Source organism: Enterobacter sp. Sphag1F, assembly GCF_014193275.1.
Lineage (GTDB): Bacteria > Pseudomonadota > Gammaproteobacteria > Enterobacterales > Enterobacteriaceae > Pantoea > Pantoea symbiotica.
The window spans coordinates 337,963-354,930 of the sequence record NZ_JACHZD010000003.1; the positions used below are offsets into that span (position 1 = coordinate 337,963).

General features: G+C 54.2%; 22 protein-coding genes. 12 read left to right on the forward strand and 10 right to left on the reverse strand.

From position 1 onward, the window contains the following. Positions 1 to 9: 9 nt before the first annotated feature. The 4 genes from FHW71_RS12330 to FHW71_RS12345 are packed head-to-tail and all read left to right on the forward strand — an operon-like array spanning position 10 to position 3,674. Positions 10 to 1,626: a (2,3-dihydroxybenzoyl)adenylate synthase gene (locus FHW71_RS12330; protein WP_179451891.1), complete on the forward strand. Its 1,617-nt coding sequence runs from the start codon at positions 10 to 12 to the stop codon at positions 1,624 to 1,626. Between the two features lie 18 nt (positions 1,627 to 1,644). Then, positions 1,645 to 2,499, forward strand: a complete 855-nt coding sequence (locus tag FHW71_RS12335; RefSeq protein ID WP_091003749.1) for an isochorismatase — start codon at positions 1,645 to 1,647, stop codon at positions 2,497 to 2,499. Continuing rightward, on the forward strand, positions 2,496 to 3,254 hold the full coding sequence (gene dhbA, locus FHW71_RS12340; protein WP_179451890.1) for a 2,3-dihydro-2,3-dihydroxybenzoate dehydrogenase: 759 nt from the start codon (positions 2,496 to 2,498) through the stop codon (positions 3,252 to 3,254). Before FHW71_RS12335 ends, dhbA begins: the two co-directional genes overlap by 4 nt. 3 nt (positions 3,255 to 3,257) lie before the next feature. Further along, positions 3,258 to 3,674 carry a hotdog fold thioesterase gene (locus tag FHW71_RS12345; RefSeq protein ID WP_179451889.1) on the forward strand — a complete coding sequence of 139 codons (417 nt, stop codon included), beginning with the start codon at positions 3,258 to 3,260 and terminating at the stop codon, positions 3,672 to 3,674. Positions 3,675 to 3,714: 40 nt separating this feature from the next. Here the strand turns inward: FHW71_RS12345 and cgtA are convergent, their stop codons facing one another. From cgtA to rplU, 3 genes are all read right to left on the reverse strand, one after another. Further along, positions 3,715 to 4,890: an Obg family GTPase CgtA gene (gene cgtA, locus FHW71_RS12350; RefSeq protein ID WP_008104343.1), complete on the reverse strand. Its 1,176-nt coding sequence runs from the start codon at positions 4,888 to 4,890 to the stop codon at positions 3,715 to 3,717. 249 nt (positions 4,891 to 5,139) lie between these two features. Then, positions 5,140 to 5,397: a 50S ribosomal protein L27 gene (rpmA, locus tag FHW71_RS12355; RefSeq protein WP_007886647.1), complete on the reverse strand. Its 258-nt coding sequence runs from the start codon at positions 5,395 to 5,397 to the stop codon at positions 5,140 to 5,142. 15 nt (positions 5,398 to 5,412) lie between these two features. Beyond that, entirely contained in the window at positions 5,413 to 5,724 is a 312-nt protein-coding gene (rplU, locus tag FHW71_RS12360) for a 50S ribosomal protein L21 (RefSeq protein ID WP_007886644.1), read from the reverse strand. A gap of 253 nt (positions 5,725 to 5,977) precedes the next feature. Here rplU and ispB point away from each other — a divergent pair, with 253 nt between their 5' ends. Continuing rightward, entirely contained in the window at positions 5,978 to 6,949 is a 972-nt protein-coding gene (gene ispB / locus FHW71_RS12365) for an octaprenyl diphosphate synthase (RefSeq protein ID WP_008104346.1), read from the forward strand. A gap of 234 nt (positions 6,950 to 7,183) precedes the next feature. Continuing rightward, positions 7,184 to 7,465 carry a helix-turn-helix transcriptional regulator gene (locus FHW71_RS12370; RefSeq protein ID WP_008104347.1) on the forward strand — a complete coding sequence of 94 codons (282 nt, stop codon included), beginning with the start codon at positions 7,184 to 7,186 and terminating at the stop codon, positions 7,463 to 7,465. Between the two features lie 67 nt (positions 7,466 to 7,532). Here FHW71_RS12370 and murA read toward each other — a convergent pair whose 3' ends face one another. From murA to mlaF, 7 genes are all read right to left on the reverse strand, one after another. Further along, the gene (gene murA, locus FHW71_RS12375) at positions 7,533 to 8,792 is read right to left on the reverse strand and encodes a UDP-N-acetylglucosamine 1-carboxyvinyltransferase (RefSeq protein WP_008104349.1); all 1,260 of its coding nucleotides are present in this window, start codon (positions 8,790 to 8,792) and stop codon (positions 7,533 to 7,535) included. 46 nt (positions 8,793 to 8,838) lie between these two features. Continuing rightward, on the reverse strand, positions 8,839 to 9,096 hold the full coding sequence (ibaG, locus tag FHW71_RS12380; protein ID WP_008104351.1) for a BolA family iron metabolism protein IbaG: 258 nt from the start codon (positions 9,094 to 9,096) through the stop codon (positions 8,839 to 8,841). 114 nt (positions 9,097 to 9,210) lie between these two features. Then, entirely contained in the window at positions 9,211 to 9,516 is a 306-nt protein-coding gene (gene mlaB / locus FHW71_RS12385) for a lipid asymmetry maintenance protein MlaB (protein WP_179451888.1), read from the reverse strand. Next, the gene (gene mlaC / locus FHW71_RS12390; protein WP_036648371.1) at positions 9,516 to 10,151 is read right to left on the reverse strand and encodes a phospholipid-binding protein MlaC; all 636 of its coding nucleotides are present in this window, start codon (positions 10,149 to 10,151) and stop codon (positions 9,516 to 9,518) included. The genes mlaB and mlaC overlap by 1 nt, the downstream gene beginning before the upstream one ends. 18 nt (positions 10,152 to 10,169) lie before the next feature. After that, a complete protein-coding gene (gene mlaD / locus FHW71_RS12395; protein WP_008104357.1) occupies positions 10,170 to 10,706 on the reverse strand; it encodes an outer membrane lipid asymmetry maintenance protein MlaD in 537 nt (178 codons plus the stop codon). Positions 10,707 to 10,710: 4 nt separating this feature from the next. Next, positions 10,711 to 11,493 (reverse strand): lipid asymmetry maintenance ABC transporter permease subunit MlaE, encoded by a 783-nt coding sequence (gene mlaE / locus FHW71_RS12400; RefSeq protein WP_007886633.1) that lies wholly within the window; start codon positions 11,491 to 11,493, stop codon positions 10,711 to 10,713. Between the two features lie 4 nt (positions 11,494 to 11,497). After that, complete coding sequence (gene mlaF, locus FHW71_RS12405; protein ID WP_008104360.1) at positions 11,498 to 12,313, reverse strand: phospholipid ABC transporter ATP-binding protein MlaF; 816 nt, start codon at positions 12,311 to 12,313, stop codon at positions 11,498 to 11,500. Between the two features lie 227 nt (positions 12,314 to 12,540). Here mlaF and FHW71_RS12410 point away from each other — a divergent pair, with 227 nt between their 5' ends. From FHW71_RS12410 to lptB, 6 genes are read left to right on the forward strand one after another with little or no spacing between them, the layout of a single operon-like run. After that, positions 12,541 to 13,524, forward strand: a complete 984-nt coding sequence (locus FHW71_RS12410; protein ID WP_008104362.1) for a calcium/sodium antiporter — start codon at positions 12,541 to 12,543, stop codon at positions 13,522 to 13,524. Between the two features lie 13 nt (positions 13,525 to 13,537). Then, positions 13,538 to 14,518: an arabinose-5-phosphate isomerase KdsD gene (kdsD, locus tag FHW71_RS12415; protein WP_101762279.1), complete on the forward strand. Its 981-nt coding sequence runs from the start codon at positions 13,538 to 13,540 to the stop codon at positions 14,516 to 14,518. 13 nt (positions 14,519 to 14,531) lie between these two features. Next, the gene (kdsC, locus tag FHW71_RS12420) at positions 14,532 to 15,098 is read left to right on the forward strand and encodes a 3-deoxy-manno-octulosonate-8-phosphatase KdsC (protein WP_154154508.1); all 567 of its coding nucleotides are present in this window, start codon (positions 14,532 to 14,534) and stop codon (positions 15,096 to 15,098) included. After that, on the forward strand, positions 15,095 to 15,667 hold the full coding sequence (lptC, locus tag FHW71_RS12425) for an LPS export ABC transporter periplasmic protein LptC (RefSeq protein WP_036648345.1): 573 nt from the start codon (positions 15,095 to 15,097) through the stop codon (positions 15,665 to 15,667). Before kdsC ends, lptC begins: the two co-directional genes overlap by 4 nt. Then, the gene (lptA, locus tag FHW71_RS12430; RefSeq protein WP_036648348.1) at positions 15,642 to 16,196 is read left to right on the forward strand and encodes a lipopolysaccharide ABC transporter substrate-binding protein LptA; all 555 of its coding nucleotides are present in this window, start codon (positions 15,642 to 15,644) and stop codon (positions 16,194 to 16,196) included. The genes lptC and lptA overlap by 26 nt, the downstream gene beginning before the upstream one ends. A gap of 5 nt (positions 16,197 to 16,201) precedes the next feature. Continuing rightward, positions 16,202 to 16,927 carry an LPS export ABC transporter ATP-binding protein gene (gene lptB / locus FHW71_RS12435; protein ID WP_008104371.1) on the forward strand — a complete coding sequence of 242 codons (726 nt, stop codon included), beginning with the start codon at positions 16,202 to 16,204 and terminating at the stop codon, positions 16,925 to 16,927. Positions 16,928 to 16,968 lie beyond the last annotated feature (41 nt).

Here is a 16,968-nt window from a genome sequence, read left to right on the forward strand (position 1 = left end):
GGAAAGAGCATGAGCATTCCCTATACTCGCTGGCCGGACGATCTGGCTGCGCGCTACCGCGAAAAAGGTTACTGGCTGGATGTGCCGATGACCGACATTCTGGCGCGTCATCAGCACAACGATTCCATCGCGGTGATTGATGGCGATCGTCAAATCAGCTATCGCGAAATGGATGTGCTGAGCAGCAATCTGGCCGCCGCGCTGCAGCGTCGTGGTCTGCAAAACGGTGATACGGCGCTGGTGCAGCTTGGCAATGTGGCTGATTTTTATGTCACGGTATTTGCGCTGTTTAAGCTCGGCGTGGCGTCGGTATTCGCCCTGTTCAGCCATCAGCGTACCGAGCTGAGCGCCTATGCGGCGCAGATCGAACCTAAGCTGCTGATTGCCGATCGCACTCACGCGCTGTTTGCTGACGATAGCTTTATCAGCGCGCTATGCGATGCGCAACCTTCACTGCAGCAGGTGATTCTGCGCAACGACAACCAGCCGGAAAACACGCTGGAATCCTTGATGGCGGAAGCTGCGGGTGATTTCGTCGCCACGCCAACCGCCGCCGATGAAGTGGCGTTTTTCCAGCTCTCTGGCGGCAGCACCGGCACGCCGAAGCTGATTCCGCGCACCCACAACGACTATTACTACAGCATTCGCGCCAGTGATGAGATTTGCCACGTGACCGCCGATACGCGCTATCTCATCGCCCTGCCCGCACCGCATAACTTCGCTATGAGCTCACCGGGCTCGCTCGGCGTATTTTATGCCGGTGGTCAGGTGATTCTGGCCGCCGATCCCAGCGCCACGCTCTGTTTCCCGCTGATCGAGAAGCATCAGGTCACCGATACCGGTTTGGTGCCGCCAGCGGTGAGTTTGTGGTTACAGGCGATTCAGGAATGGGGCAGCAATAAACAGCTGGCCTCGCTGCAGCGTATCCAGGTGGGCGGCGCCAAACTGGGCGAAACCCTGGCGGCACGTATTCAGCGCGAAATCGGCTGTCAGCTGCAACAGGTGTTCGGCATGGCCGAAGGTCTGGTGAACTACACTCGCTTTGGCGACGATGAGAAAATTATTCTCACCACGCAAGGCCGCCCGATCTCTGAAGATGATGAAGTGTGGGTCGCCGATGAGCACGGTAATGCGCTGCCAACCGGCACCATCGGTCGCCTGATGACGCGCGGACCCTATACCTTCCGTGGCTACTACAAGAGCCCGGAACATAACGCTGCCAGCTTCGATGCCAACGGATTTTACTGCTCGGGCGATCTGATTGAGATCGACGCGCAGGGCTACATCACCGTGCAAGGGCGCGAAAAGGATCAGATCAATCGCGGTGGCGAGAAGATCGCCGCGGAAGAGATCGAAAACCTGCTACAGCGCCATCCAGATGTGATCCACGCTGCGCTGGTGTCAATGAACGACGAACTGATGGGTGAAAAGAGCTGCGCCTTTATTGTCGCCAGCCAACCGATCAAAGCAGTGGCGCTGCGTCGTCACCTACGCGAATTGGGCGTGGCCGAGTTCAAATTACCTGACCGTATTACCTGCGTAGATGCCCTGCCGCTGACGCCTGTCGGCAAGGTGGATAAAAAACGTTTACGCCAACAGCTTGCCGATCAACAAGCGCAAGCCTGACCTGTTCCGGAGATTGTAATGGCTATTCCAAAACTGAACTCTTACGCGCTGCCTGCAGCGACTGAACTGCCAACCAATAAAGTGAAGTGGGCGGTTGAACCTCAGCGCGCCGCGCTGCTGATTCACGATATGCAGGCTTATTTCCTCAATTTCTGGGGCGAAAACAGCCCGCTGGTTAATCAGGTGGTGGAAAACATCGCTCGCCTGCGCGCTTACTGCAAAGCGCAGGGCATTCCGGTGTTCTATACCGCTCAGCCGAACGAGCAGAGCGATGCCGATCGCGCGCTGCTTAACGACATGTGGGGACCGGGCCTGAACAAACATCCCGATCAGCAGAAGATCGTTGATGCGCTGGCACCGGATCAGGACGATCAGGTACTGACCAAATGGCGTTACAGCGCCTTCGTGCGCTCACCACTGGAATCGATCCTACAGGAGATGGGCCGCGATCAGCTGATCATCACCGGCGTGTACGCGCATATCGGCTGCCTGACCACCGCGACTGACGCCTTTATGCGTAACATCCAGCCGTTTATGGTGGCGGATGCGCTGGCTGACTTCACGCGCGAAGAACACATGATGGCGCTGACTTACACCGCAGGTCGCAGCGGTAAAGTGGTGATGACCGCCGATCTGATGCCGCTGCCGTTGAGCAAAGACGATCTGCGCGCGCTGATTCTGCCGCTGCTGGAAGATGACGATGTGCCAGCAGATGACGAGAACCTGATCGATTACGGTCTGGATTCGGTACGCGTAATGGCGCTGGCGGCGCGCTGGCGTCAGGTGCACAGCGATATCGACTTCGTCAGTCTGGCAAAAAATCCGACCATCGATGGCTGGTGGGCGCTGTTATCAAGGGTGCCGACTAAATGAGTGCGACGTTCGATTTTAGCGGAAAGATTGTCTGGGTGACCGGCGCGGGCAAAGGGATTGGTTATCACACCGCGCTGAGCTTCCATCAGGCAGGTGCGCAGGTTATTGGCTTCGATCTGCGATTTGATCAAACCGATTATCCGTTCGCCACGCAGGTGCTGGATGTAGCGAATGCCGCCGAGGTGAAAGCGGTTTGTCAGCGTTTGCTGGCTGACCAGCCACGTCTCGATGTGCTGGTGAACGGTGCCGGCATCCTGCGTATTGGCAGCACCGATGAACTGTCGTTCGAAGATTGGCAAGCGTGTCTGGCGGTGAATGCCGGCGGCGCGTTCAACATGTTCCAGCAAACCTTGCCGGTGTTTCGCCAGCAGCGGGCGGGCGCGATTGTCACCATCGCGTCTAATGCCGCACATGCGCCACGTCTTGGTATGTCCGCTTATGGCGCTTCCAAGGCCGCACTGCGCAGCTTGTGTCTGACCGTGGGTTTGGAAATGGCACCTTACGGCGTGCGCTGCAATATCGTCTCGCCAGGTTCCACCGATACCGATATGCAACGCAGCCTGTGGCATACGCCAGAAGCCGAGCAGGAGATGATTAATGGTTTCCCAGATCAGTACAAGCTGGGGATCCCGCTGCGCAAGATCGCGAAACCGCAGGAGATCGTCGCGAACGTGATGTTCCTCGCTTCGGATCTTGCCAGCCACGTAGTACTGCAGGATATTGTGGTCGACGGTGGCGCAACGCTAGGATCCTAAGTGATGGCAATCTGGAAACGATCGGTCGATCTTGAAACGCTGAATAAGATGGGTGAGAACTCGCTGGTGGCACACCTTGGTATTGTGTTTACCACTATCGGCGAAGATTACCTCGAAGCCACCATGCCGGTGGATGCCCGCACGCAGCAGCCGTTTGGCCTGCTGCACGGCGGTGCTTCGGTGGTGCTGGCGGAGTCGATGGGATCGATCGCCGGGTATCTCAGCATCGAAGAAGGCAAAAGCGTGGTGGGCATTGAGGTGAGTGCTAGCCACCATCGCGCGGTGAGCAGCGGTGAAGTGCGCGGCATTTGTCGCCCGCTACACCTTGGTGCGCGTAATCAAAGCTGGCAGATCGAGATTCGTAATGCCCGCGATCAGCTGTGCTGCACATCGAGATTGACGGTGGCGGTGCTGGGTTAAGACATAAAAAAAGCGGCCTTCTGGCCGCTTTTTTGTGCGATTAACGCTGGTAAATGATTTCGACGCCTTCGTCGTCTTCTTCGTCCCAGTCGTCATCCCAATCATCGTCTTCTTCCACTTCCTGCGCAGTTTCCATGGCTTCACGATGATAATCATCCCACATGAAGGCCACTTTCTCTGGCTCTTTAGCTTCTTCTTCGGCTTCTTTTGGATTTTCGATGATAAAGCTCATCACATCCCAGCAAAGATCTTTCACGCCATCATGGCTAGCCGCAGAGATTAGGTAATATTTTTCTTCCCAGCCTAATGCTTCCACTACCGCTTTGGCACGGCTTTCCGCTTCTTCGCGGCTCAACAGGTCACATTTGTTGAACACTAACCAACGCGGCTTCTGGAAAAGTTTATCGCTGTATTTCTCCAACTCGCCGAGAATGATGCGGGCATTTTCGACCGGATCAGATTCATCGATAGGGGCAAGATCGATCAGGTGCAACAGCACACGACAACGCTCAAGGTGCTTCAGGAAGCGAATACCCAGACCTGCGCCATCCGCTGCGCCTTCAATCAGGCCAGGAATATCAGCGACAACAAAGCTCTTTTCGTTGTCCATGCGGACTACGCCAAGGCTTGGCACCAGCGTGGTAAACGGATAATCCGCAACTTTTGGTTTCGCCGCGGAAACCGAGCGAATAAAGGTCGATTTACCGGCATTCGGCAGACCCAGCATACCAACGTCAGCCAGCAGCATCAGTTCCAGTTGCAGGTCACGCTTCTCGCCCGGTGTTCCCATGGTTTTTTGACGCGGGGAACGGTTAACCGAGGATTTAAAGCGCGTGTTGCCAAGGCCATGCCAGCCGCCCTTCGCCACCATCAGCTTCTGCTCATGACGCGTCATGTCGCCCAGCGTTTCGCCTGTACCCTGATCAATGACGCGGGTACCAACTGGCACTTTAACGATGATGTCTTTACCACGTTTACCGGTGCAATCACGGCTTTGGCCATTCTGGCCACGTTCGGCACGGAAAGACTTTTCAAAGCGATAATCGATCAGGGTGTTGAGGTTTTCATCCGCCAACAGATACACGTCGCCGCCGTCGCCGCCGTCGCCGCCATCAGGGCCGCCTCTTGGAATATATTTTTCACGGCGGAAGCTTACGCAGCCGTTGCCGCCATCACCCGCGACCGCAAGGATCGTCGCTTCATCTACAAACTTCATTTTATTTCTCCGTCACGCTGTCGTTCACGGCAGCTTGCAGGCCGCAAACGGGTCCGCCAGGGTCTTCTGCGCTGACCGACGGCGGATAATACAAGATTGGCAAAGCCAGGAGTACATAAATTGTACAACAACTGTGCTAAAGCGTAACTGTTATCCAGCAAGCTCAGTAGCAGAATGTAAAAAGCCCCGCAAAGCTGCGGGGCCTTTCATTCGTGTATTCAGACGTTAGACGTCTGCAGCACGACAACCTTACTCAGCAACGATGCTGATATATTTACGGTTGTTCGGGCCTTTAATCTCGAATTTTACTTTGCCGTCTGCGGTGGCAAACAGGGTGTGGTCACGACCACAACCTACGTTGCTACCTGCGTGGAATTTGGTGCCACGCTGACGAACGATGATGCTACCTGCCAGAACAGATTCGCCACCGAAACGTTTTACACCCAGACGTTTTGCGTTGGAGTCGCGACCGTTACGGGTCGAGCCACCAGCCTTCTTATGTGCCATTTGTCAGATCTCCTCTTACGCGCCGATCACAGTGATTTTCACATCTGTGAACCACTGACGGTGACCAGCTTGCTTACGGTAGTGTTTACGACGACGAAACTTAACGATTTTAATTTTCTCGCCACGACCGTGAGCCACAACTTCTGCCTTGATCACACCGCCTGAAACCAGTGGCGCGCCGATTTTCACGTCTTCGCCATTTGCGATCATCAGAACCTGGTCAAACTCAATGGTTTCACCGGTTGCGATGTCCAGCTTTTCCAGGCGAACGGTCTGACCTTCGCTTACTCGGTGTTGTTTACCACCACTTTGGAAAACCGCGTACATATAAAACTCCGCTTCTGCGCGTGCCTTTCTTGTTCATCAGGCGGCGCGATAAATATTCACAATAGGGCGCGAATTCTACGCAATACTCCAGCAGAAGACAAGAGCACTTTGCACTCTCTTGCAGAAAAAAAGCGCAAGGCGAATGCAAACGTTTCGCAACCCGATTTTTCAAGTACAATCAGTAACAGATTACCTGAACTCACGCTGTTTAAAGCGCTTACCATGCAAAAAACGAGTAAAGCTGAAAAGACGAATGAACTTAGAACAGATTAATGAATTAACCGCGCAGGATATGGCGGCCGTCAACCAGACCATCCTCGAGCAGCTGAATTCAGAAGTCTCACTGATTAACCAGTTGGGCTATTACATTATCAGCGGCGGGGGCAAACGCATCCGTCCGATGATCGCTGTGCTGTCGGCACGCGCGCTGAATTATCAGGGATCGTTGCACATCACCAATGCGGCGCTGATCGAATTTATCCATACGGCGACGCTGCTGCACGATGATGTGGTGGATGAATCCGATATGCGCCGTGGCAAAGCTACCGCGAATGCCGCGTTTGGTAATGCGGCTAGCGTGCTGGTGGGCGATTTTATCTATACGCGCTCATTCCAGATGATGACCAGCATGGGATCCTTGAAGATCCTGGCGCTGATGTCCGAAGCGGTCAACGTGATCGCCGAAGGGGAAGTGCTGCAGTTAATGAACTGCAACGATCCCGACATCACTGAAGAGAGCTACATGCGGGTGATCTACAGCAAAACCGCCCGCTTGTTCGAAGCAGCTTCGCAAGCATCGGCGATTTTAGCTGATGCTTCGCCAGCGCAGGAAAAAGCGCTGCAGGATTATGGTCGCTATCTTGGCACCGCTTTCCAGTTAATTGATGATTTGCTGGATTACAGCGCGGATGGCGAAACGCTGGGTAAAAATACCGGTGATGACCTGAGCGAAGGCAAACCGACGCTGCCGCTGCTGCACGCGATGCACAACGGAACGCCTGAACAGGCGCAGATGATCCGTAAAGCCATTGAAGAAGGCAACGGTCGTCACCTGCTGGAACCGGTGCTGGCTGCAATGCAACAAACTGGCTCGCTGGAGTGGACGCGCAAACGTGCTGAAGAAGAGGCGGATAAAGCTATTTCAGCACTGCAAGTATTACCCGAAAGCCCGTGGCGCAGCGCACTCGAAGCACTGGCACACATGTCAGTACAACGCGACTTCTGATTTTAACGGGGCCTGCATTGGTCCCGTTTCCTTTCTCACTCTTCTCCCCTTTCACTTACATCGCTTGCATTGCTTTTGCGAAAAGCGACGCAGTTTCGTGCGCCGTTCAAACATTTACTGGAAATTAACTGGAAACATTTGCTATAAAAATGCGGGTTTTTTCCAGATATCTCTGCAACGGGAAAGCTTTTTCAGCGGAGATCAAGTAATAACACGGACACGGAGAAGAAAGTTATGTACCCAAGGAAAGTGGATTGGCACCCGGCAGATATCATTGCTGCATTACGTAAGAAAGGCACATCACTGGCAGCGCTGTCACGTGAATCAGGGCTTAGCTCGTCAACATTGGCCAATGCGCTGTCGCGTCCTTGGCCGAAAGGCGAGTGGCTAATCGCCAATGCAATCAAGGTGCATCCGGCAGAGATCTGGCCGAGCCGATATTATGATCCTTTTACCGGCCTGCTGAAGGATCGCAAAAAGCGCATACGATCGCCCAAGGATCGTAAAAAGATCTGAGTGTGCTGCAGATGAAAAAAAACCAGCCGCGTTACCGTGACTGGTTTTTTAATGCGCAAAGGTAAAATTATTCGCCGCTTACGCGCTCGATATTTGCACCCATTGCTTTCAACTTGTCTTCGATGTGCTCATAGCCACGGTCGATGTGATAGATACGATCGACTAACGTAGTGCCTTCAGCAATACAACCTGCCAGTACCAGGCTAGCTGATGCACGCAGATCGGTAGCCATCACCTGCGCACCCGACAAGGTTTCAACGCCATGACAAATCGCTGTGTTGCTTTCGATTTCCGCATGCGCGCCCATACGAATCAGTTCAGGGATATGCATGAAGCGGTTTTCGAAGATGGTTTCGGTAATCACACCGGTTCCTTCTGCCACCAGGTTGAGCAGCGTGAACTGCGCCTGCATGTCAGTTGGGAAGCCAGGATGCGGCGCCGTGCGGATATTCACCGCTTTTGGACGCTTGCCGTGCATATCCAGGCTGATCCAATCTTCGCCCACTTCGATCTCTGCACCAGCCTCACGCAATTTAGACAACACCGCATCCAGCGTATCTGGCTTGGTATTGTGGCAAACAACTTTGCCGCGTGAGATCGCTGCTGCGACCAGGAAAGTACCGGTTTCGATACGATCTGGCAGAACGCGATAAACGCCGCCGCCCAGACGCTCAACACCTTCGATGGTGATTTTGTCTGTGCCTGCGCCCGTGATTTTCGCGCCCAGCGTGTTGAGGAAGTTTGCCGTATCGACAATCTCCGGCTCACGCGCGGCGTTCTCAATAATGGTGATGCCGGTAGCCAGCGTAGCCGCGCTCATGATGGTGACGGTAGCGCCAACAGACACTTTATCCATCACGATGTGCGCGCCTTTCAGGCGGCCATTGACAGAAGCTTTAACGTAGCCTTCTTCCAGCTTAATTTCCGCACCCAGCTGTTCCAGGCCAGTAATGTGCAGATCGACCGGACGCGCACCGATAGCGCAACCGCCCGGTAGTGAAACCTGGCCCTGACCAAAGCGCGCCACCAGTGGACCCAGCGCCCAGATCGAAGCACGCATGGTTTTCACTAAATCGTAAGGCGCACTGAAAACATTAACTTCGCGAGCATCAACGTGGACCGAACCATTGCGCTCAACGCGCGCACCCAGCAGATTCAGCAGCTTCATGGTGGTATCGATATCACGCAGCTTCGGTACGTTCTGAATCTCTACCGGCTCTTCAGCCAGCAGTGCAGCAAACAGAATCGGCAACGCAGCATTCTTCGCCCCGGAAATGGTCACTTCACCACTTAAACGAGTGGGGCCTTGCACACGAAATTTGTCCATTAACACGGCTCTCAATTATCTATCAATAAAACAACCGGTGAGGCACTTAGAAACCGTTGAGTTTACGGTCGCGCGCCCACTCGGCTGGGGTATAAGTTTTGATGGAAACCGCATGAATACGGTTATCCGCAATATATTCCATCAGTGGCGCGTACACAGCCTGCTGCTTTTTCACGCGGCTCAGTTCGCCGAACATTTCGCCCACCGCGATGACCTGAAAATGGCTGCCATCGTTGCTGAGTACGTGTACTTCTTCTAATGCCAGCGCCTGCATCAGCACGGCCTGAACTTCACTATTTTCCATTGCTCGTTACTTCGCTTAATAATAATAAGGCTGCCATCTTAGAGGAAAGCGCCTGACTCTTAAATACGCAAAAGCCCCTGAAAAAATCAGGGGCTTAGCTTCAACATCCGCAGATCAGGCGATTTTTTCCGCAGAAACAATAATCTGCTGCAGGTTATACAGCGTGATCAGTGACTGGAGTTTATCTGAGATCCCAGAGAAAAGTGGCGCGCTGCCTTGGGCTCGCGCGATTTCACGCAGATGCACCAGCAGCGCTAAACCCGCTGAATCCACCCTTTCCAGCCCGGCAACATCAATGGTGGTGATATCCGCCACCGCAGTGTTACGTTCCTGCCACAAGGTCAGCAGGGTATCACGATCTAATTTGCCGCTTAAGGCCAGCGTGCTGGCAGTACGCTGCCAGCGTAACGGTTCACTCATTATTGCTTTTTATCCAGGGTGATCGGCTGTGCTGCATAGACTTTCAGCTGAGCCGTCAGGCCATCAATGCCTTTGGTGCGCAGCAGATCGCCCCACTCATTCTGTTTGGTGGTGATCATGCTGATGCCTTCGGCTACCATGTCATACGCCTGCCAGTTGCCGGTCTGGCTGTTCTTACGCCACTGGAAATCGAGACGCACTGGCGGACGCCCGTTCGGATCGATAATGGTGACGCGAATCGCCACGATATTGGCATCGCCAATCGGCTGTTCCGGCTGGATTTGGTAAGTTTGACCGTTATACAGCGCCAGCGCCTGGCCGTAAGCCTGCGCCAGATAATCACCGAACGCGGCAAAGTAGGCATCACGTTGCGCCGGTGTCGCATCACGATAATAGCGGCCGAGAACCAACGCACCGGCATATTTTACCTGTACGTACGGCATCAGTTCCTGACGCACCACTTCGCGCAGATAGTTCGGATCCTGCTTAATCTTCGGCTGTTCGTTTTTCAGACGGGTGAAGGTCTTATCCGCCGCTTCGTTCATCAGCTTGTAAGGATTAGTTTGATCCGCTGCGGCGTTGGCTGCCAGCGGTGCGATTGCCAACACGGCAATCATCAGTAAACGTTTAAACATCATGTTTTACCTCGTAGGTTATTCCGTTGTTGCAGGTGCTGCTGGTGCGCTCTCCGCGCCCTGGGATTTGTTGTCGGGTTTGTTATCGCCGCTCTTATAGAGGAATTGACCAATCAGGTCTTCCAGCACCAGTGCCGATTTGGTGTCACGCAGGGTGCCGCCATCTTTCAGCATCGATGAGCCAAGCTCGGGATCGTCAAAACCTAAATTCAACGCCAGGAACTGCTCACCAAGCAGACCTTGGGTGCGAATGGCTAATGAGCTGGTGTCTGGAATCTTATTGGCGAATTTATCGCTGATATCCATGGTTACACGCGGTGAAAGGGTTTTCTCATCCAGCGCGATATCTGACACCCGACCAATTAACACGCCGCCAATTTTTACCGGAGAACTGACTTTCAGTCCGCCGATATTATCGAAGGTGGCATACATCTTCCACGTCGGTTCGGTGCCGATTGTTTTGAGATCGGCGACGCGCAGGGCGAGGAATAACAGCGCCAGCAGCGCAGCCAGCATGAAGACGCCAACCCAGATTTCGTTTTTCTTGCTTTGCATTGCATCAATTCCCAAACATCAGTGCTGTCAGCACAAAATCCAAACCGAGTACCGCCAGTGAAGCATGCACCACGGTACGCGTCGTCGCCCGACTGATCCCTTCCGAGGTCGGGATGGCATCATAGCCATTAAATAGCGCAATCCAGGTTACCGTGACGGCAAAGACCGCGCTTTTGATCATGCAGTTAACGACATCAGTGCGGAAATCCACCGCATTTTGCATCGCCGACCAGAAGAAACCAGGATCGATCCCTTTCCAGCTCACACCCACCAGCGCGCCACCGGCAATACCGACGGCGGTAAAGATCAGCGCCAGCAGCGGCATGCTGATAAAGCCGGCCCAGAAGCGCGGTGATACCACACGACGTAACGGATCGACGGCCATCATCTCCATGCTGGAGAGCTGTTCGGTGGCTTTCATCAGCCCGATTTCAGCGGTTAACGCTGAACCTGCACGGCCTGCAAACAGCAACGCCGTGACGACCGGACCGAGTTCACGCAGCAGCGAGAGCGCCACCAGCATGCCAAGGCTGGTTTCAGCGTTGTAGGTGGTGAGCACCAGATAGCCTTGCAGACCCAGCACCATGCCAATAAACAGGCCTGATACCACGATGATCAGCAACGATAACACGCCCACGCTGTAGAGCTGTTTTACCAGCAGCGGCGCATGGCGACGAAACGCCGGCTTACCCACCAGCGCATGAAATAGCATGAGGCCTGCGCGGCCAAAAGCGGCACAGGTATTAATTCCCTGACGTCCAAATGACGCTAGCGCCTGTAACAACATCAGTTTACGTTCTCCCTGAGCGGGTCAAGTCGCTGAGATAATCGCCAGCGGCAAAGCGAAACGGCACCGGACCATCCGCATGACCCTCGATAAACTGGCGCACACGCGGATCGGGATTTTCCCGCAGTTCCGGCGCGCTGCCCTGAGCAATAATTTTTTGTCCGGCAACAATATAGGCATGATCGGCAATGCTCAATACCTCAGGCACATCGTGTGAAACCACAATGCAGGTCAGGCCCAAGGCATGATTCAGTTCATCAATTAACTTTACCAGCACGCCCATGGTGATCGGATCCTGGCCGACAAATGGCTCATCGAACATGATCAGCTCCGGTTCCAGCGCGATAGCACGCGCCAGCGCCGCACGGCGCGCCATACCGCCAGAGAGTTCGGCAGGCATCAGTTTCGCAGCACCACGCAATCCCACCGCTTCCAGCTTCATCAATACGGTGCTGTGCAACAGTTCTGGCGGCAACTGCGTATGTTCACGCAACGGCCAGGCAACGTTTTCATACACGTTGAGATCGGTAAACAGCGCACCTGACTGAAACAGCATGCTCATTTTTTTACGCGCTTCGTACAATTTCGTGCGGGAAAGCGTCGGGATATTCTGATCGCGGAACCAAATCTCGCCTTTGTCGGGCTGTAATTGCCCGCCAATCAGACGTAAAAGCGTGGTTTTACCAATTCCGGACGGCCCCATAATCGCGGTGACTTTGCCGGCGGGTACCGTTAACGAGATATCGTCAAAGATTGTACGATCTCCGCGCGTGAAACTGACGCCACGAACCTCAACCAGATTCGTTTGCTGCTGGATCATCTTTACCTCTTTATGCGGATCGGGCGCTATCAAAGCGGTGGATGGTAGCCTGGTAGCCTCGAATGCACGATAGTTTTACAGAAACTTACCCACTTAGTGTGGCGAAAACGGCCTTAAAATTTACTTTTGCCTCTCAGACAGTCAAAATCAGCGCCTGTTAGTGCGTGCAGAATGTTTTTACCTGTCGGACAAGGTTCGCCGACACCTCCATCCATCAAGGATTTTTAATGTTCGTAGCCTCTGCCTTGCTGTTTATCGGATTGATTTTACTGGTTTACGGCGCCGACCGTCTGGTATTTAGCGCCGCGATCCTCTGTCGATCCTTTGGCATCCCACCGCTGATCATAGGTATGACGGTGGTGAGCATTGGCACATCATTGCCGGAATTGATTGTCTCATTTTCAGCCGCGCAGCATGGACAAATGGATTTAGCGGTCGGCACCGCGCTGGGCTCGAACATCACCAACATTCTCTTGATTCTGGGTGGCGCAGCGTTGCTCCATCCATTGACAGTACACTCCAATCTGATTCGGCGCGAACTGCCATTAATGCTGCTAGTCTCACTGCTCAGCGGCATCATGCTGTTTGATAATCACCTCAGCCGTCTCGATGGCGTTGCGTTGCTACTGATCGCGCTGGGTTATCTGCTGGTGGTGATCCGCATTGCTCGCCGTGCTGAACGTGACAATAACGACACGCTCACCCGTGAACAACTGGCCGAACTACCGCGCGATGAAGCCGGCAATACCGTGGCCTTTCTGTGGCTGGCGGTGGCGCTAATTATTCTGCCGATGTCGACGCGTATGGTGATCGACAACGCCACCGTCTTTGCTGACTACTTCGGTGTAAGCGAACTGGTGATGGGCCTGACGCTGATTGCCGTCGGCACCAGCTTGCCCGAACTGGCCACCGTTGTGGCCGGCGCGCTGAAAGGTGAGGACGATATCGCTATCGGTAACCTGATCGGCGCCAACATTTTCAATCTGGCGATTGTGCTCGGCCTGCCAGCGCTGATTCATCCCGGTAGCGTTGATGCGCATGCCTTCGCGCGTGATTACTGGGTGATGCTGGCGGTGAGCGTGCTGTTCGCCCTGCTCTGCCTGCTGCGTAAACGCCGTATTGGTCGTATCGCAGGCACACTATTATTAGGTGGTTTTATCGCGTGGGTGCTATGGCTGTGGCTTAGCCCCATGCTTATCACAAGCTATTAAGGACGGACTGACCATGTCACATCAGCAACCGGATTTCGATTTTCAGCAAGCAGGTAAAGCGGTGCTGCGCATCGAACGCGAAGGGCTGGAGCAGCTTGATCAATATATCAATGATGATTTCGATCGCGCCTGCGCGATGATCTTTGCCTGCCGTGGCAAAGTGGTGGTGATGGGCATGGGCAAATCCGGACATATCGGTAAAAAGATGGCCGCGACTTTTGCCAGCACCGGTACGCCCTCTTTCTTTGTGCATCCCGGTGAAGCCAGCCACGGCGATCTCGGCATGGTCAGCACCAATGATGTGGTGATAGCGATTTCCAACAGCGGTGAATCCGGCGAAATCCTTGCGTTGGTGCCGGTGTTAAAGCGCCAGAAGGTACAGCTGATCTGTATCACCGGCCGTCCGGACAGCGCGATGGGCCGCGCGGCGGATGTGCATCTGTGCGTGAAAGTGCCGCAGGAAGCCTGTCCGCTCGGCCTGGCGCCGACCACCAGCACCACCGCCACCTTAGTCATGGGTGATGCGCTGGCCGTGGCGTTGCTGGAAGCGCGCGGATTTACCCAGGAAGATTTTGCGCTATCGCATCCCGGCGGTGCGTTGGGCCGCAAACTGCTGCTGCACGTCAGCGATATCATGCACAGCGGCGATGAAATCCCGCACGTCAGCCGTGATGCCTCAATGCGCGATGCGCTGCTGGAAATTACCCGCAAGAATCTTGGTTTAACGGTGATTGTTGATGACCTGATGAAAATCGAAGGCATCTTCACCGATGGTGACTTGCGCCGCGTGTTCGATATGGGCATCGATTTCCAGAAAGCCACCATTCAGGAAGTGATGACCAGCGGCGGTATCCGCGTGCGCCCGAATATGCTCGCGGTCGATGCCCTTAATCTGATGCAAAACAAAAACATCACCGCCCTGCTGGTGGCCGATGACGATCGCCTGCTCGGTGTGGTACATATGCATGACATGCTGCGCGCTGGCGTAGTCTGAACAGGAAGAAACAATGAGTGCTGAAACGGCGATGGTCGAGACTTGCTACGGTCCGGTGAGCGCGGACGTCATGGCGCGTGCTGCGAAGATTCGCCTGCTGATTTGTGACGTCGATGGCGTGATGTCGGATGGCGTGATTTACATGGGCAACAGCGGTGAAGAGCTGAAGGCTTTTAACGTGCGCGATGGTTATGGCGTGCGTTGCTTGCTGACCTCCGGCATCGAAGTGGCTATTATTACCGGCCGCAAAGCAAAACTGCTGGAAGATCGCTGTAAGACGCTCGGCATTACGCATCTTTACCAGGGACAATCGGATAAGCTTTTGGCCTGGCGGGAACTCCTGGATAAACTGTCATTAACCGCCGATCAGGTCGCCTACATTGGCGATGACCTGATCGACTGGCCGGTGATGGCGCAGGCGGGTTTGAGCGTGGCCGTTGCCGATGCCCACCCGATTTTACTGCCGCGTGCGCATTATGTTACCCGCATTGCCGGTGGCCGCGGCGCGGTACGTGAGTTGTGCGATCTGATCTTGATGGCGCAGAACAAATTTGAGGATGCCAAAGGGCAATCAATATGAGTAAGAGCAGGCGTTGGATGACGCTGATCCTGGCCTTGATCGCCTTAGTGCTGATCGGCTGGAATCTCACCAACCAGGATGACGACCGAACGCCGGTGGCGACTAACGATCAAGCGCCAACCTACACCAGCGAGAAATCGAACACGGTGGTGTATAACCCAACAGGCGCGCTGGGCTATAAGCTGGTCTCCGATAAAGTCACCTACTTTGCTGCCGATGAGATAAGTTGGTTCGATAATCCGGTGATGACCACCTATGACGTAAACAAAGTCGCGACATGGTCGGTGCGCGCCGATAAGGCAAAGCTGACTAAAGATCGTATGCTTTATCTTTATGGCAACGTTGTCGTCAATACTTTGACCCAGGATTCACAGCTTGAGCGCATCCTTACCGATAACGCTCAGGTTAATTTGGTCACCCAGGATGTGACATCTGACGATCAAGTCACCCTTTTTGGCCGCAGTTTTAATTCCACTGGCATGAAAATGCGCGGCAATTTACGGACGAAACATGCTGAGCTGCTTGAAAAGGTCAAAACTTCCTATGAAATTCAAAATGAACAAAAATAGCCTTAAGTTATTGCTGGTGAGTACGCTGCTGGCAACGAGCCTGCCTGCGCTGGCATTAACCGGCGACTCAGACAAACCGGTGAATATTGACTCCGTCAACCAGGCGCTGGATCTGCAGGGCAACGTCGCGACCTTTACCGGCAACGTGATTGTGACCCAGGGTTCCATCAAGATTACCGCCGATAAAGTGGTCGTCACCCGTCCGGGCGGCGATAGCAAGAAAACCATCGTTGATGCTTACGGCACGCCAGCCACCTTCTATCAGATGCAGGATAACGGTAAGCCGGTGCAAGGCCACGCCAGTAAACTGCACTATGAACTGGCGAATGATTTTGTTGAGCTGACCGGTAATGCCTTCATTCAGCAGCAGGATAGCAACATTAAAGGCGACCGCATCACTTACCTGGTGAAAGAGCAGAAGATGCAGGCGTTCAGCCAGGGTGACAGCAAGCGCGTGACCACCGTTCTGGTTCCGTCGCAGCTGCAGGACAAAAACGGTTCGTCCGCGAGCCCTAAAAAGAGTAACTGATTGCTATGGCTACACTAATCGCTGAGAACCTGGCGAAAGCCTACAAAGGCCGCCGCGTGGTGGAAGATGTTAGCCTGCAGGTAAAATCCGGCGAGATTGTCGGCCTGCTGGGCCCAAACGGTGCCGGTAAAACCACCACCTTTTACATGGTGGTCGGAATTGTGCCGCGCGATGCGGGCCGCATCGTAATTGATGATGAAGACATCAGCATCCTGCCGCTGCATGCGCGTGCCCGTCGCGGTATCGGCTATCTGCCGCAGGAAGCCTCGATCTTCCGTCGCCTGAGCGTGTACGACAACCTGATGGCGGTGCTGCAGATCCGTGATGATCTGACAGAAGAGCAGCGTCAGGATCGTGCCAACGAGCTGATGGAAGAGTTCCATATCGGCCATCTGCGCGACAGCATGGGCCAGGCGCTGTCGGGTGGTGAACGCCGTCGTGTAGAAATTGCTCGCGCGCTGGCGGCTAATCCTAAATTCATCCTGCTGGATGAGCCTTTTGCCGGTGTTGACCCCATTTCGGTTATCGACATCAAGAAAATCATCGAGCATCTGCGTGACAGCGGCCTTGGCGTGCTGATTACCGACCACAACGTGCGTGAAACCCTCGCGGTGTGTGAACGCGCTTATATAGTTAGCCAGGGGCATTTAATTGCCCATGGCACGCCTGATGAAATTCTTGTAGATGAGCAGGTTAAGCGTGTTTATTTGGGCGAAGAGTTCAGACTCTGATAAGGTGTCGTAACACCCTACGTTTGCTTAGGAAATTCTAA

Bases quoted from the DNA above. Each gene is read 5' to 3' on its own strand.
- kdsD (WP_101762279.1), top strand. From the start codon at position 13,538: ATGTCACATCAGCAACCGGATTTCGATTTTCAGCAAGCAGGTAAAGCG.
- murA (WP_008104349.1), bottom strand. From the start codon at position 8,792: ATGGACAAATTTCGTGTGCAAGGCCCCACTCGTTTAAGTGGTGAAGTG.
- FHW71_RS12345 (WP_179451889.1), top strand. From the start codon at position 3,258: ATGGCAATCTGGAAACGATCGGTCGATCTTGAAACGCTGAATAAGATG.
- ibaG (WP_008104351.1), bottom strand. From the start codon at position 9,096: ATGGAAAATAGTGAAGTTCAGGCCGTGCTGATGCAGGCGCTGGCATTA.
- lptB (WP_008104371.1), top strand. From the start codon at position 16,202: ATGGCTACACTAATCGCTGAGAACCTGGCGAAAGCCTACAAAGGCCGC.
- dhbA (WP_179451890.1), top strand. From the start codon at position 2,496: ATGAGTGCGACGTTCGATTTTAGCGGAAAGATTGTCTGGGTGACCGGC.
- lptA (WP_036648348.1), top strand. From the start codon at position 15,642: ATGAAATTCAAAATGAACAAAAATAGCCTTAAGTTATTGCTGGTGAGT.
- mlaD (WP_008104357.1), bottom strand. From the start codon at position 10,706: ATGCAAAGCAAGAAAAACGAAATCTGGGTTGGCGTCTTCATGCTGGCT.
- mlaF (WP_008104360.1), bottom strand. From the start codon at position 12,313: ATGATCCAGCAGCAAACGAATCTGGTTGAGGTTCGTGGCGTCAGTTTC.
- ispB (WP_008104346.1), top strand. From the start codon at position 5,978: ATGAACTTAGAACAGATTAATGAATTAACCGCGCAGGATATGGCGGCC.
- FHW71_RS12410 (WP_008104362.1), top strand. From the start codon at position 12,541: ATGTTCGTAGCCTCTGCCTTGCTGTTTATCGGATTGATTTTACTGGTT.
- rpmA (WP_007886647.1), bottom strand. From the start codon at position 5,397: ATGGCACATAAGAAGGCTGGTGGCTCGACCCGTAACGGTCGCGACTCC.
- mlaB (WP_179451888.1), bottom strand. From the start codon at position 9,516: ATGAGTGAACCGTTACGCTGGCAGCGTACTGCCAGCACGCTGGCCTTA.
- rplU (WP_007886644.1), bottom strand. From the start codon at position 5,724: ATGTACGCGGTTTTCCAAAGTGGTGGTAAACAACACCGAGTAAGCGAA.
- FHW71_RS12335 (WP_091003749.1), top strand. From the start codon at position 1,645: ATGGCTATTCCAAAACTGAACTCTTACGCGCTGCCTGCAGCGACTGAA.
- cgtA (WP_008104343.1), bottom strand. From the start codon at position 4,890: ATGAAGTTTGTAGATGAAGCGACGATCCTTGCGGTCGCGGGTGATGGC.
- kdsC (WP_154154508.1), top strand. From the start codon at position 14,532: ATGAGTGCTGAAACGGCGATGGTCGAGACTTGCTACGGTCCGGTGAGC.
- FHW71_RS12370 (WP_008104347.1), top strand. From the start codon at position 7,184: ATGTACCCAAGGAAAGTGGATTGGCACCCGGCAGATATCATTGCTGCA.
- mlaE (WP_007886633.1), bottom strand. From the start codon at position 11,493: ATGTTGTTACAGGCGCTAGCGTCATTTGGACGTCAGGGAATTAATACC.
- mlaC (WP_036648371.1), bottom strand. From the start codon at position 10,151: ATGTTTAAACGTTTACTGATGATTGCCGTGTTGGCAATCGCACCGCTG.
- FHW71_RS12330 (WP_179451891.1), top strand. From the start codon at position 10: ATGAGCATTCCCTATACTCGCTGGCCGGACGATCTGGCTGCGCGCTAC.
- lptC (WP_036648345.1), top strand. From the start codon at position 15,095: ATGAGTAAGAGCAGGCGTTGGATGACGCTGATCCTGGCCTTGATCGCC.